The organism is Roseateles sp. UC29_93 (genome assembly GCF_042695725.1).
Taxonomy (GTDB): Bacteria; Pseudomonadota; Gammaproteobacteria; order Burkholderiales; family Burkholderiaceae_C; genus Roseateles; species Roseateles noduli_A.
The window spans coordinates 5316737-5329565 of record NZ_CP170545.1 but is presented as its reverse complement, the minus strand read 5'-3'; the positions used below and the strand labels follow the sequence as shown (position 1 = coordinate 5329565).

Annotated in this window: 15 protein-coding genes and 3 pseudogenes; 5 read left to right on the top strand and 13 right to left on the bottom strand. The window is 67.1% G+C overall.

Annotated features, from left to right (window positions below; translation table 11 throughout):
• Positions 1-2: 2 nt before the first annotated feature.
• Positions 3-472 (bottom strand): annotated as a pseudogene (locus ACFJIX_RS24740) ((2Fe-2S)-binding protein).
• 206 nt (positions 473-678) lie between these two features.
• Between ACFJIX_RS24740 and ppk2 the strand changes: the two are divergent.
• Positions 679-1602 (top strand): polyphosphate kinase 2, encoded by a 924-nt coding sequence (ppk2, locus tag ACFJIX_RS24735; RefSeq protein WP_377155289.1) that lies wholly within the window; start codon positions 679-681, stop codon positions 1600-1602.
• Positions 1603-1613: 11 nt separating this feature from the next.
• On the opposite strand, the gene ACFJIX_RS24730 is transcribed toward ppk2, so the two are convergent.
• Positions 1614-2357 carry an SDR family oxidoreductase gene (locus tag ACFJIX_RS24730; protein ID WP_377155288.1) on the bottom strand — a complete coding sequence of 248 codons (744 nt, stop codon included), beginning with the start codon at positions 2355-2357 and terminating at the stop codon, positions 1614-1616.
• Positions 2358-2459: 102 nt separating this feature from the next.
• Here ACFJIX_RS24730 and ACFJIX_RS24725 point away from each other — a divergent pair, with 102 nt between their 5' ends.
• The gene (locus tag ACFJIX_RS24725) at positions 2460-3353 is read left to right on the top strand and encodes an AraC family transcriptional regulator (RefSeq protein WP_377155287.1); all 894 of its coding nucleotides are present in this window, start codon (positions 2460-2462) and stop codon (positions 3351-3353) included.
• A gap of 285 nt (positions 3354-3638) precedes the next feature.
• Here the strand turns inward: ACFJIX_RS24725 and ACFJIX_RS24720 are convergent.
• The 4 genes and pseudogenes from ACFJIX_RS24720 to ACFJIX_RS24705 all read right to left on the bottom strand — a co-directional run.
• Positions 3639-4016: pseudogene (locus ACFJIX_RS24720) on the bottom strand (hypothetical protein); the annotation flags it as partial.
• A gap of 161 nt (positions 4017-4177) precedes the next feature.
• The gene (gene gorA / locus ACFJIX_RS24715) at positions 4178-5527 is read right to left on the bottom strand and encodes a glutathione-disulfide reductase (RefSeq protein WP_377155286.1); all 1350 of its coding nucleotides are present in this window, start codon (positions 5525-5527) and stop codon (positions 4178-4180) included.
• A 201-nt stretch (positions 5528-5728) separates the two neighbouring features.
• A complete protein-coding gene (locus ACFJIX_RS24710; RefSeq protein WP_377155285.1) occupies positions 5729-6508 on the bottom strand; it encodes a cation:proton antiporter in 780 nt (259 codons plus the stop codon).
• Positions 6397-7299, bottom strand: coding sequence for a cation:proton antiporter (locus tag ACFJIX_RS24705; RefSeq protein ID WP_377155284.1), 903 nt, complete (start codon positions 7297-7299; stop codon positions 6397-6399). The genes ACFJIX_RS24710 and ACFJIX_RS24705 overlap by 112 nt, the downstream gene beginning before the upstream one ends.
• Positions 7300-7355: 56 nt before the next feature.
• On the opposite strand from ACFJIX_RS24705, the gene ACFJIX_RS24700 reads away from it, so the two are divergent.
• Positions 7356-7901 carry a histidine phosphatase family protein gene (locus tag ACFJIX_RS24700; protein ID WP_377155283.1) on the top strand — a complete coding sequence of 182 codons (546 nt, stop codon included), beginning with the start codon at positions 7356-7358 and terminating at the stop codon, positions 7899-7901.
• Positions 7902-7975: 74 nt separating this feature from the next.
• On the opposite strand, the gene ACFJIX_RS24695 is transcribed toward ACFJIX_RS24700, so the two are convergent.
• The 4 genes and pseudogenes from ACFJIX_RS24695 to ACFJIX_RS24680 form a co-directional block, all read right to left on the bottom strand.
• Positions 7976-8212: a hypothetical protein gene (locus ACFJIX_RS24695; RefSeq protein ID WP_377155282.1), complete on the bottom strand. Its 237-nt coding sequence runs from the start codon at positions 8210-8212 to the stop codon at positions 7976-7978.
• A 61-nt stretch (positions 8213-8273) separates the two neighbouring features.
• The gene (locus ACFJIX_RS24690) at positions 8274-8726 is read right to left on the bottom strand and encodes a sugar nucleotide-binding protein (RefSeq protein ID WP_377155281.1); all 453 of its coding nucleotides are present in this window, start codon (positions 8724-8726) and stop codon (positions 8274-8276) included.
• Positions 8727-9000: 274 nt separating this feature from the next.
• On the bottom strand, positions 9001-9174 hold the full coding sequence (locus ACFJIX_RS24685) for a hypothetical protein (protein WP_377162115.1): 174 nt from the start codon (positions 9172-9174) through the stop codon (positions 9001-9003).
• Positions 9175-9211: 37 nt separating this feature from the next.
• Positions 9212-9406 (bottom strand): annotated as a pseudogene (locus tag ACFJIX_RS24680) (DNA-binding response regulator); the annotation flags it as partial.
• 261 nt (positions 9407-9667) lie between these two features.
• Between ACFJIX_RS24680 and ACFJIX_RS24675 the strand changes: the two are divergent.
• On the top strand, positions 9668-10234 hold the full coding sequence (locus tag ACFJIX_RS24675; RefSeq protein WP_377155280.1) for a thermonuclease family protein: 567 nt from the start codon (positions 9668-9670) through the stop codon (positions 10232-10234).
• A 164-nt stretch (positions 10235-10398) separates the two neighbouring features.
• Positions 10399-10641 (top strand): DUF2061 domain-containing protein, encoded by a 243-nt coding sequence (locus ACFJIX_RS24670; RefSeq protein WP_377155279.1) that lies wholly within the window; start codon positions 10399-10401, stop codon positions 10639-10641.
• Between the two features lie 260 nt (positions 10642-10901).
• On the opposite strand, the gene ACFJIX_RS24665 is transcribed toward ACFJIX_RS24670, so the two are convergent.
• From ACFJIX_RS24665 to ACFJIX_RS24655, 3 genes are read right to left on the bottom strand one after another with little or no spacing between them, the layout of a single operon-like run.
• Complete coding sequence (locus ACFJIX_RS24665) at positions 10902-11684, bottom strand: zeta toxin family protein (protein ID WP_377155278.1); 783 nt, start codon at positions 11682-11684, stop codon at positions 10902-10904.
• Complete coding sequence (locus ACFJIX_RS24660) at positions 11662-11922, bottom strand: hypothetical protein (protein ID WP_377155277.1); 261 nt, start codon at positions 11920-11922, stop codon at positions 11662-11664. Before ACFJIX_RS24660 ends, ACFJIX_RS24665 begins: the two co-directional genes overlap by 23 nt.
• 40 nt (positions 11923-11962) lie before the next feature.
• On the bottom strand, positions 11963-12802 hold the full coding sequence (locus ACFJIX_RS24655) for a thymidylate synthase (protein WP_377155276.1): 840 nt from the start codon (positions 12800-12802) through the stop codon (positions 11963-11965).
• Positions 12803-12829 lie beyond the last annotated feature (27 nt).

Here is a 12829-nt window from a genome sequence, read left to right as displayed (position 1 = left end):
GCTCACCCCTTGGCCGGTGCGCCGGCGGCCGCCATCAGGATGGCGGACTTGATGCGCGGGTAGGTGCCGCAGCGGCACAGGTTGCCCGACATCGCGGCGTCGACGTCGGCCTCGGTGGGGCGCGGGTTCTGCTTGAGCAGCGCGCAGGCCGACATGATCTGGCCCGATTGGCAATAGCCGCACTGCGGCACGTCCTTGTCGACCCAGACGGCCTGGATGCGCTTGCCGACGGGGGTCTGGCCGATGGCCTCGATCGTGGTGATGGCCTGCTTGCCGACGCCCTCGACGGGGAAGGAGCAGGAGCGGACGGGATTGCCGTCGAGGTGCACGGTGCAGGCGCCGCACATCGCCATGCCGCACCCGAACTTGGTGCCGGTCAGGCCGACGACGTCGCGCAGCACCCAGAGCAGTGGGCGTCGCCGTCGACATCGACGCTCCGAAGCTTGCCGTTGATCTTCAGCTGGTAGGCCATGAGCGGGATCCTCCTGTGGAAGACCCACTGTCCGGCCATGGCGGGGCGGTGTCGTCAGCACGGGGGACGCATGCCGGCTCGTTCGGGGCGGGGAGACGCGCCTCATCCCTCGGGATGAGGCCGGATCGGTCGGCCGGGGCATCGTCACGCCGCCGTCACCGCGCTGGCGGATGATCGAGGCTTCCACCATTCCGTCCCCGCCGACCATGAGCTCAGCATCCGACCGCGACGATCTCGTCGAACGCATCCGCCGCGACCTGCAGGACGGCTACGACGAGGAACTGGAGCTGGAGATCGAGGACCGCCACGTCGACGAGGCGCTGCGCGCGCTGGACGAGAGCGATTCCGACAGCGCGCACGGCGAGCGCATCGCCTACTTCAAGCACCTGTTCCGCCTGCAGCGCGAGCTGGTGAAGCTGCAGGACTGGGTGCACCACACGCGGCAGAAGGTCGTGATCCTCTTCGAGGGCCGCGACGCCGCGGGCAAGGGCGGGGCGATCAAGCGCATCACGCAGCGGCTCAACCCGCGGGTGTGCCGCGTGGTGGCGCTGCCCGCGCCCAACGACCGCGAGCGCACGCAGTGGTACTTCCAGCGCTACGCGCCGCATCTGCCGGCCGCCGGCGAGATCGTGCTCTTCGACCGCAGCTGGTACAACCGCGCCGGCGTCGAGCGGGTGATGGGCTTCTGCGGCGAGGACGACGTCGAGGAGTTCTTCCGCTCGGTGCCCGAGTTCGAGCGCATGCTGGTGCGCTCCGGCATCACGCTGATCAAGTACTGGTTCTCCATCAGCGACGAGGAACAGCACCTGCGCTTCCTGGGCCGCATCCACGATCCGCTCAAGCAGTGGAAGCTGTCGCCGATGGACCTGGAGTCGCGCCGCCGCTGGGAGGACTACACGCGCGCCAAGGAAGTGATGCTGGACCGCACGCACATCCCCGAGGCGCCGTGGTGGGTGGTGGCGGCCGACGACAAGAAGCGCGCGCGGCTGAACTGCATCCAGCATCTGCTGGACCAGTTCCCGTACCACGAGGTCGAGCGCACCGAGATCCGCCTGCCGGATCGCGAGCGGCACGACGACTACATGCGGCATCCGGTGCCGGAGTCGATGTTCGTGCCGGCGAAGTACTGAGCAGGCCCCGATCAACGGCGCTCGGCGAGCGCCACCGCATCCGGCCCGGCGGCGCGATGCAGGCGATCCGTCGTGTCGTTGGCGGCCAGCCAGACGGCCTCGGCGACGTCCTCCGGCGTCGTCGTGAGCGAAGCGCCGACGAACTCCGCAAAGATGCGCTGCGCGTAGGCCGCGTAGGGCGCCGTGATCAGGCCCTGGATGCGCTCGCCGGCGTTCGCCGAGAAGTTCGTGCCCGGGCCGTAGCCGGGTTCGACGAGGCGCACGCGCACGTCGAAGTCGCGCAGCTCCAGCGCCAGCGAGGCGCTGAACCCCTCGATCGCCGTCTTGCTGGCCGTGTAGGCCGCCACGAGCGGGAAGGGCGCCAGCGTCGCGCTGGACGTCACGTTGACGATGGTGCCCGAGCGCTGCTCGCGCAGGCGGGGGATCACCGCCTGGCACATCGCCAGGGTCCCGAAGGTGTTGGTCTCGAAGACGTCGCGCACGGTGGTCATCGGCGTCGCTTCGAAGGCGCCGAACAGGCCGATGCCGGCGTTGTTCACCAGCACATCGATGGTCCCGATGTCCTCGAGCGCGCGGGCGATGCTCTCCGGCCGGGTGACGTCCAGCGCCACGACCCGCAAGCGGGAGGAGGGCGGGATATCGATGTCGCGCGGGGTGCGCATGGTGGCGATGACCTGCCAGCCCTGGGCGTGGAAGTGGCGGGCGGTGGCGAGGCCGTAGCCGGACGAGCAGCCGGTGATCAGGACGGTCTTCATCGGGAATCTCCATGGGTGGGTGGGAACAGGGAGCCACGATAGAGATCCTGCGCCGGACGAACGAGGGTGTATCGTCCGCATTTCTTTGGCCAACGTCCGGACATGAGCGATCCGCTTTCCGATGTCGTGCGCCTGCTGCGCCCGCGCGCGGTCATGGCCAACCTGATCAGCGGCAAGGGCGGCTGGGCGGTGCGGTACACCGAGTACGGCCAGCCGAGCTTCTGCATCGTGCTGGAAGGGCACAGCCGATTGGCGGTCGATGGCCATGACGCGGTGACGCTGCAGGCCGGCGACTTCGTCCTGCTGCCGACGACGCCGGCCTTCACGCTGTCGAGCGTGGACGCGGTGCCGGTGATGCCGATGGATCCGCGGGAAGCCGCGAAGACGCGCGGCGAGTTGCGCTATGGGGAGCGCCGCGGTCCGGCGGACATGCGCTCGCTCGGCGGTGCGTTCGCGTTCGACTGCGCCGATCCCGGCCTGCTGGTGGCGTTGCTGCCGCGCGTGGTGCACGTGCGAGGCTCATCGCGGCTGGCGCTGCTCGTGAAACTGGTCAGCGAGGAGGCGATGGCGCCCAAGCCCGGCGGCGAATTCATGATGTCGCGCCTGGTCGAAGCCATGCTGATCGAGGCGATGCGGGCGAGCTCCACCGCGGACGCACCGGCGGGCCTGCTGCGCGGGCTCGCCGATGAGCGGCTCGCGAAGGCGCTGCAGCAGATGCACGCCCGGGTCGAGCGCGCGTGGACGGTGGCGCAACTGGCGAAGCTCGCGGCGCTGTCGCGGTCCGCGTTCTACGAGCGCTTCACGCGCACGGTCGGCGTCGCGCCGATGGAATACCTGCTGGCCTGGCGCATGGAGATCGCCAAGGAGCTGCTGCGGGCGGGCAAGGTGCCGGTCTCGGAAGTGGCGGAGCGCGTCGGTTACGGCTCGACGAGCACCTTCAGCACGGCGTTCAGCAGGCACGTGGGTATGGCGCCGAGTCGTCATGCGCGCGGCTGAGCCGCGCGGAACACAGCGCGCGTGAGCGCGGGTCGCGCCAGCAGACGTGCCGAGTCCAGCAGTGGCGGCAGAGGGGGCGCATCGCCGCTGTAGCGGCGCGCGGGCCCTCAGCTCAGACGCAGGTTGGACTGGTTCTCGTCCACGAGGCGGCGATAGACGCGGAAGTGGGCGGCGGAGGCGCGCGGCTCGCCGAGCTGCTCGCACAGCGAGCCCAGGCGGTAATGCGCTTCGGCCAGCGCGGGGGTTCAGGTCCAGCGCCTGCTCGAAGGCCGCGATGGCCTGCGTCAGTCGGCCGGCGCTCTCCTGGACCTTGCCGGCGAAGAAGTACAGCGACGCGATGTCGCTGCACCAGCCGACGGCCTGGTCGATCAGCTCCAGCGCGTCGTCATGACGGCCCTGGCGGCTGAGCAGCGAGGTCAGCTGCGCGAAGGCCTCGATGTGGCAGGGATCGTTGGCGATGGCCTGGCGATAGCCCGCCTCGGCGGCGGCTTCGTCGGTCGTCTCGGTCAGCGCCGCGAGCTCGACCAGCGCATCCAGCGCGGCGTTGCTCAGGCGGCGCGCCGAGCTGTGCAGCTCGACGTCTTCGACGCGCACGGCGGGCCGCGCGGACGTGATGTGGGCCAGGAGGATGTCGGCGGCGGAGATCGGCGGGTTGGTGGTCATGGCAGTGCTCTGGTGAGTTGCCGTGAATGGTGCCGGGGTCGGGACTTGCCTCTGCCGGAGAGCGGTGCGAGTGCGTGTAGGACAAGCGGAAGGGCCCCGTGCATGGTCCGCGCGAGGCGAGAAGGCGAGGCGCGAGGCGGGGGCGATCCGCCTCGCCGATCTCACTTGAGCGTGACGAGTTCTTCGGCGATGGTCGGATGCAGGGCGACCGTGCTGCGGAAGTCCTGCCAGGTCGCGTTCGCCTTCAAGGCGACGGCGATGAACTGGATCATCTCCGCGACCCCGTCGCCGAGCAGGTGCACGCCCACCACGCGGTCGGTCGCGTCATCGACGAGCACCTTGAAGAAGACCTGATCCCGCGAGCCGGCGAAGGCCTGCGCCATCGAGCGGAAGCGGGTCTTCAGCACGCGCAGGCCGGGAAAGCGTTCTCGCGCCTGCGCCTCGGTCAGGCCCACCACGCCGATCTCGGGCGTGGTGAAGACCGCGGTCGGGACCAGCGCGTAGTCGATCTCCGGCCCCTCGATGCCGCCATAGTGGCGGTCCGCAAACGCCTGACCCTCGCGGATGGCCACCGGCGTCAGGTTCAGACGATCGGTGACGTCACCGATGGCGAAGATCGATGCGACGGTCGTGCTGCCGCCGGGGCCGACCACGATGGCGCCTTTGTCGTTGACCTCGACGCCGGCCGCCTCGAGCCCCAGGCCTTCGATGTTCGGGCGGCGTCCGGTGCTGAGCAGGACGGCATCCACCTCGAAGGAGCGACCGCCGGTCGTGGCGACGCGCAGGGCCACGCCTTCCCGCCGCAGCACTTCGATGCGGTCATCGAAGACCAGGTCGACGCCGCGCATGGACAGATGCTCGCGCAGTGTCTCGGCGATCTCGCCGTCGAAGCCGCGAAGCAGCGCCGGGCCCCGCACGAGCTGGGTCACCTGGCTGCCCAGACCGGCGAAGACGCTGGCGAACTCGACGGCGATGTAGCCGCCTCCGACGATCAGGAGGCGCCGCGGCTGCTCGCTCAGATGGAAGAGCTCGTCCGACGTGATCGCCAGTTCGACGCCGGGGAAGCTGGGGCGGTCAGGGGCCGCGCCGGTGGCGATCAGGATCCGCTCGGCCGTCACGACCTTGCCGCTGCTGCGCAGCCGCACGGTGTGGGCGCCCAGCAGCGTGGCATGTTCGGGGAAGGTCTGCACGCCTACCCCGTGGAGGTTGCGCTCGTAGACGCTCTCCAGGCGGTCGATTTCGGTGTCCTTGTTGTTCATCAACGCGTGCCAGTCGAAGCGGGCCTCCGGCGCGTCCCATCCGAAGGCCTTGCCGGCCTTGAACGCATCGGGGAAACGGCTCGCGTAGACCATCAGCTTCTTGGGGACACAGCCGCGGTTGACGCAGGTGCCGCCGAAATTGGCGCCCTCGGCGATGCCCACGCGCGCGTCGTGCTTTGCGGCGACCCGAGCCGCGCGTGCGCCGCCGGAACCTGCGCCGATCACGAAGAGATCAAAGTCGAACTGCTGCATACGTCAACGGCCCGGAGGTCGATCCGGGCGCTCCTATCGATACGACAGCGTAACGACGCGCGCTCTGCCCATCAACGGTGGGCGGGGAACAGGTCATTGTGCGGGTCGGAACAATCGCGTGCTGCAGCGCGAATGTTTGGCAGACACCGGTCGATGGCTGGCGCGACATTGAGGCGCTGGCCAACTGGTGCAGCTTGGCAGCTACTCCGTCGAGTCCGCGTTGGCTGCGCGCAGTGGGTCTGACGCCTCCAGCCAGTCCAGTTCGTTCTCCAGGGTATGGAAGGCGTCGTCGCCGATCTCCGCCGCGTCGCGCATGGTCAGGAGCGTCTGCCGAGCGGCGTCGAGCGCCCCTTCATAGGCGTCGTCGTACTCGGCGCCGAACGACGCGAAGGCGCTGCCGGTGTCGTGAAGTGGCCGGCCCAGGTGCATCTTCAGGTTCTTGCGCACCAGGTCGTGCACGGGTGTCGAGTCTTTCGGCAGCCGGGCAAAGGCGGCCTCGAGCATTCGCTGCCGCGCCGCCGTTTCCTCTTCGCCCACCGGGTCGCCGTCCCGCAGGTTGAGCAAGCGAAGAAGCGGCTTGAGCGTCAGGCCCTGGATGAGCAGGGTGCCCAGGACGACCAGGAATGCGGTGAGCACGATGAGGTCTCGCCCGGGGAACTGTGCTGGAAGCGCCAGGGCTGCGGCAAGCGTGACGATGCCTCGCATGCCGGCCCACGAGATGACGAGACCGCTGCCGACGGTCGGCTTCAGCATCAGCCGCGCCACCTTGACGCGATGTCTCTTGCCGAACGCGCCGAGCATCGCGTTGAACGCCATGTGCCAGGCAATCCGCACCACGATGACGGTCAGCAGCACGGCGGCCGCAACGGTCAGATAGTGGTCTCGCGTGGCCTCGGGCAGGTCGAGGAGGATCGGGCGCAACTGCAGGCCGATGAAGATGAACGCAAAGATGTTGAGCGCGAAGACGACCGTCGCCCACACGCGTTGGTGGGGACGCGGACGCGCGCCTCGATGCGGGCGGGCGCGATGCGGGCCAATGTCATGGCGAAGCACACCGTAGTGAGCACGCCCGACAGGCCGAGGTGCTCGGCCAGTTGCCAGACGGCCACGGCGCCGACGAACTGCATGATGATCGCCGTCGGGATGTGCTGGACGCGTTCGAGCAGCCGCTGCGTCAGCAAGCCCAGCGCGGGCCCTGCGAGGAGGCTGCCGACCACGCTGAGGACGAAGGCCGGCGCAATGGCTTGCAGGGAGAAACTTCCTGCCGCGACGGCGCCAACGGCCAAGCGGTAGATCAGGAGCGCGCTGGCGTCGTTCAGCAAGCTCTCGCCCTCCAGGATGCCCAGGATGCGTTGCGGCGGATGCAGCGGGCGAAGGACGGCGGTCGCGGCCACGGCATCTGGCGGAGCCACGATGGCCCCGAGCGCGATGGCGGCGGCCCAGGGCAGGGTCGGCACCAAGGTGTGCGCGACCAGCGCGACCGCCGCGGTGGTCAGGCTGACCGCGACGATCACCAGGCTTGCCAGCGGAAGCCAGTTGTCCTTCAGGTCGCGCAGTGACGCGTCGTATCCCGCGTCGACCAGGATCGGTGCCACGAAGAGGGCAAGCACCAGGTCGGGTGGCAAGGTGAGATGAGGCGCGCCGGGTAGCAATGCGAGCACCGCGCCGCCTACCGCCAGGAAGACGGGGTAGGGGGCGCCCATCCTTCTTGCGGCAGCGGCCAGAAGCACCGCTGCGACGAAGAGGACGATGATCTGCTCTAGGTCGTGCACGGGCCGAGTATGTCAGTGCGAAAGGGCTTTCGCGCCCCGGTTCACAATAGGCCGCCATGAAGTTCTGTCTAGCCTGCCTGCTTTGTCTGCTGCTTGCGCCCGTCTGGGCGGTGGACCTGCGCGACGGCGACGTGGTGCTCTACCGCCATGCGCTGGCGCCAGGGGGCGGCGACCCGCCGGGGCTCAAGCTCGGTGATTGCGGCACGCAGCGCAACCTCAGCGACGCGGGGCGCGATCAGGCGCGCCGCCTCGGCGAGGCGCTGCGCCAGCGCCTGGGCGGGTTGCGCGTCGGCGCGGTGTGGGCTTCGCCCTGGTGTCGCACGTTGGACACGGCGCGGCTGGCTTTTCCCGGCTTGCCGGTGAAAGAGCAGCCGGCCTTCGGCTCCTTCTTCGGGCAGATGGAGCGCGAAGCCGGCCAACTGCGCGATGCCACCGCGCTGCTGGCCGGTTGGCGCGGACCGGGCGTGCTGGTGGTCGTCACGCACCAGGTGACGATCACCGGGCTCAGCGGAATCCATCCCGCGTCTGGTGAAGGCGTCGCGCTGCGCTGGGTCGACGGACGCGCAGAAGTACTGGGCCAGTTGGCCGCCCCAGCCCCCTGAGCCGCGTTCAGAACCGCGGCAAGCTGAAGCCTCGCTCATTCAGTCAGAGGACGTCCCTCCGCTTTCGCGCCTCATCACCCCAAATGGACGCTCAGTGGCGGCAGCATCGAGCCGCCGCTCTCATTCACGAGCCGCTGGTCATGCACGTAGTCCTGCGTCACCTCGACCACCCAATTCCGCTCGAACTTCTTTCCCACCTTCTGGACCAACTGGTCGAAAGTCAGCGCATCCAATGCGTTGCTGTCCAGATGAACCGGCCCGCCGGTGCCTTCCTGAACGAGATCGCAGAGCGCCGCCGCGGTGTCGGACATGAACGAGCACGCCGGACGCCACGCTGAACTCGCGCGGATGCGCCCATCCCGGGCCTGCTGCTCATCCAGGTGACGGAGCATGTTGTTGCCGACACCATCCGGCGCGATCTGCCAACCGATGCGGGCCACGGTCGCCGACGGATAAGCCGTCAGCACCGCGTCCTCGCATCGAATCTTTGTACTGCCCGTAGTCGTCCTTTGCGGTCCGCTGGTCGCGGGGCCGATGAGGTCCCCCTGACGAAGCGTCGAAGACCATCGCGGTGCTCACGAAGACCAGGGGCACCCCGTGCAGCCTCGCGAAGCCTGCCAGTTGAGCTGCCCACGACTCGGCGCCCATCGCCAGGTGGACGATGGCATCCGGCGCCTCGGCGCGCAGGAAGGCCAGGGCGGCGGCCTCATCGGCAGGGTCCACCGCGCCGCGGTCCCAACCCACCACGTCCCAGCCTCGCGTTTCCGCTTCACGGCCGACCCAGGGAGCCACGGTGCCGTTCAGTCCGGTGATGAGGAGCTTCATGTCCAGTGTCGATCTTTGGCTGTTGATCCCCCCGACTCTGCCACGCGTCCGGGGCTTCGCGCGCGGCTCGCCGCCATCGGTTCAGGAGGCCAGCGCCATGCCTCGCATCGCGGCAGGGGAGAGCTGCGGGCCCGCGGGTCGTTCGTCCCGCTTGCGTCAGCACCTGGTCGGTCTTGCCTTCAGCAATCGAGGCGACGTACAGGATGCGGCGGAGCATTCAGCCTCGTGTTTTTCCGCGACGAATGGGCGCAAAGCCGGTTCGTGCCACAAGCCGTCAGAGGTCGGCGATCTTGAGCCTCGACCGCGTAGGTGGGGTCGGGGCATCCGCGATCACGGCCAGCGCCTGCACCAGACGGTCCAGGTCATGGACCTTGTCGTAGTAGCCGTCGATGCCTGCGGCGATACACAGCGGCCCGAACACGCTTTCGTCCCCCACAGGTGACGGCATACGCCGTGCCTTGAAACCCCTGGGCCCGGAGTCGCTGGACCGCCGAGAAGCCGTTGCCCGTGGACAGGGTCAAGTCGGTGAGGATGACGTCCGGCCTGCACAGGCCTGCGGCCATGACGGCTTGATCCTCATGCTCGGCCTCTCCCACCACTGCCGCGCCAGGCACCCGGGTCAGTCGGTCTCGAAGCCGCCGTCGGAACGAGGACGATGCGTCGATTAGCAGAATTCGCATTTCTTGTCGGTCGGTGGCAGCCATCCTCTTCGCTGCGCGAGCAAAAAAGAAGCCCGGATCGCTTGCGCGCCGCCGGGCGTAATCGACTGATGTCGACCCCGCTCAGGGAGGAAAAGCGGGGACGTTGCCGCCGCTCTTCACGACGTAACAACGTGAAATGAATTTTGCAGTTTTATCATTTGTGCGAATGCCGGCAAATCCATCAACTCGCTGTCGGGAAATGACCTACAAACCGGGTCCCGCCGCCACTCCGCACCGTTCATGTCCGTTCCCTCCGGCAGATGCTTCTCTCCGTTTTCCTCGCCCCACGCGGTTCGGATCGCCGTCCTCTTTTGCAGCTTGCTCGGCACCGCCGGCGCAGCGACGCTCCGCGGCGAAGTCGTCGGCCTCTCTGATGGCGACACGCTGACCGTGCTGGACAGCGAGCACCATCCGCATCGCGTGCGGCTGGTGGGTATCGATGCACCGGAGAAGCGCCAAGCCTTTGGGGAGCGTTCGCGGCAGCACCTCTCGGAGCTGGTCTTCCGGCAGGAGGTTGTCGTGGACTGGAAGAAGAGAGACCGCTACGGCCGCATCCTCGGGCTTGTCCGCGTGCGTTCGGTCGATGTCGGCCAAGCCCAACTGAGAGCAGGCCTGGCCTGGCACTACAAGGCGTACGAGCGGGAGCAACCGGCCGCACAACGCACCCTGTACTCAGCCGAGGAGATCGATGCCCGGCGCGCGCGGCGCGGCCTGTGGAGCGAGACGACGCCAACCCCTCCGTGGGAATTCCGTCGCAGCAAAGTGACTGGCTCCAGAGCTCCCGCGGAACATCAGTCTTCCCGTTGAAGTGCCAGGTCTTGCTCTGCCGCGTTGAGAAGGATGGAGAGGTCCAGTCCAGACCATCAGTCGAGCAGCACCTATCTTCGCGATGAGCAAAGGCGATTGGCCGGTCGCATCAGCGATCCGTACCATCTCGAGCAAGATCAAACTCGGCTGGAAGGGGATGCGAGATGGCCAAGACTGCAACGTTCGGAGTGCTTCACCTCGGGACCTCTTTCACGGTGACCTACCTGCTCACCGGAAGCATCGCCATCGCGGGCCTGGTGACGTTCATCGAGCCGCTGGTCAACACCGTCCTCCACTACTTCTTCGACAAATACTGGGGGCACCCGTCGATCAAGGCGTGGTGGTCGGCACGCCGTAAGAAGGCGCATGAGCGCTCGCTCGCGACGGCGAAGGTCGAGGTCGCCTGAAGGGCCCCTAAGGCTGTGATCTACGCAGACGGCACTAAGCTGCTCGCGCAAGATTGACGTGGCTGAGTGTCAAATCGCCGGCCAGACCCGCTGATTGCGTCACCGACTGCACAAGGTTGCTATGCCCGTCATCTTGAAGCCCCCTGAGTACTATCTACAACGTGTATTGGCCGAAGCGTACTCACCTCGAATTGACGCGTTGTTCAGGGCCTGTGCGGATAGTCAGCGGTTTGGCCAACAGGTCTCTCGGCAATTGACAGTCACGAATTGAACGACTGCCAGAGCTCGGTCTCAATGAACCACCGCGGCATCGCCCCCGCCTCGATCTCCATCGATTTCCCGTCGATGACCTGGACGAGCAGCTTGTGCTTGTCGCCTGAGTTGTCGTAGACGTAGGCGCGATTGGAGATGTCGGCAGCCTCGGTTAACAGATCAATGGAGCGGACATAGCGCTCACGAATCTTGTCCGCCGACACAGGGTGGCCGCCCCGTTTCACCCGAACCTTGACCCGCTCCACATTGATCTTCGGATCTTTCGTGGCCACAAAGTACAAGTACACGCGATAGCCACGCGCGCGCGCTTCTCGCATGAATTCGATCTTGTCGCGGGACGACATGACGGTCTCGAAGGTGAAGGTCTTGCCCTCTTCGAGTAGTTCGCGCCGGATCGCATCGGCAAGCACGGAGGCCAAATAGGAGTTGTACGGGCCAGGTACCTGCAACTCAAGTGTTGGAGTGACGTTCAATCGGCCAAGCAAGGCATGCAAGCCAAGCTTCTTCGCGAAAGAGGATCCGCGGATGTGGGCCTCAAAACTGCGAAGCACCTTATCTGCAGCGGCAGAGATGCCCAGGGACGCCAGGTCCAGACGTCCTTCCGTTTCGCGAAGGGTGCGTTCAATCTCGTCGGCGTTGATGAATACGCCGATCCACTCGGGTTTGAGTTCGAGCTTGATCGTGCTTTTGCCAGAACCATTCGGTCCTGCAAGCACGCGCAGGCGTGGTTGTGACGCCTTCCTGGAATCAGGCGGCTTCTTGCTTGACACGCTTGAGCACGAGGCCGACCTTGACCCGCTTGTCTGGTGGCAAGTTCTTGATGACGGTCGTCGTGCCGTCCGCCCTGCGTTTAACCAGTTGGTTCTTGCTGTTGGCGACCACCACCGCGCCGGTTTCCGCCAGCGACTGCTTATAAGCCGCCCGGCCCGCCTTGGCGGCGAGTTCCGGGAAGCGACGCTCGGCGGCGCGCATCGCGGATTCGGAGAGGTCTTCGGGGCGGCGGGCCATGGCTCGGTGCTTTCGGGGGGATGTAGGTCAGAGTCTACCGTTACACCGCCACCGGCGCCTTGATCGCCGCGTGGTGCTGGTAGTCCTGCAGCTCGAAGTCCTCGAACTCGTAGTCGAAGATCGACGCCGGCTTGCGCTTGATCTGCATCGTCGGATACGGGAAGGGGCTGCGCGACAGCTGCGTCTCCACCTGCTCGAAGTGGTTCGAGTAGATGTGGCAATCCCCGCCCGTCCAGATGAAGTCCCCCAGACCCAGCCCGCATTGCTGCGCCAGCATCTGCGTCAGCAGCGCGTAGCTCGCGATGTTGAAGGGCACGCCCAGGAAGATGTCCGCGCTGCGCTGGTACAGCTGGCACGACAGCTTGCCGTCCGCCACGTAGAACTGGAAGAACGCGTGGCAGGGCATCAGCGCCATCTGGTCCAGCTCCGCCACGTTCCACGCCGAGACGATGATCCGGCGCGAATCCGGATTGGTCTTCAGCTGCTTCACCACCTCCGCGATCTGGTCCACGTGCCCGCCGCCCGCCTTCGGCCAGCTGCGCCACTGCACGCCGTAGACCGGGCCCAGGTCGCCGTCCTCGCGCGCCCACTCGTCCCAGATCGTGCAGCCGCGCTCCTGCAGCCACTTGACGTTGGAGTCGCCGCGCAGGAACCACAGCAGCTCCAGGATGATCGACTTCAGGTGCACCTTCTTCGTCGTGACCAGCGGGAACCCCTCGCTCAGGTCGAATCGCATCTGGTGCCCGAACACGCTGCGCGTGCCCGTCCCCGTCCGGTCGCCCTTGGCCACGCCGTGCTCGTACACGTGGCGCATGAAGTCTTCGTACTGGCTGCGCACGGGGCGCGCAGCGGTCGAGGCAGGGGTGGTCGGGGTCGTCATGAGGGCGATTCTAGAGGGCCCGCGTCG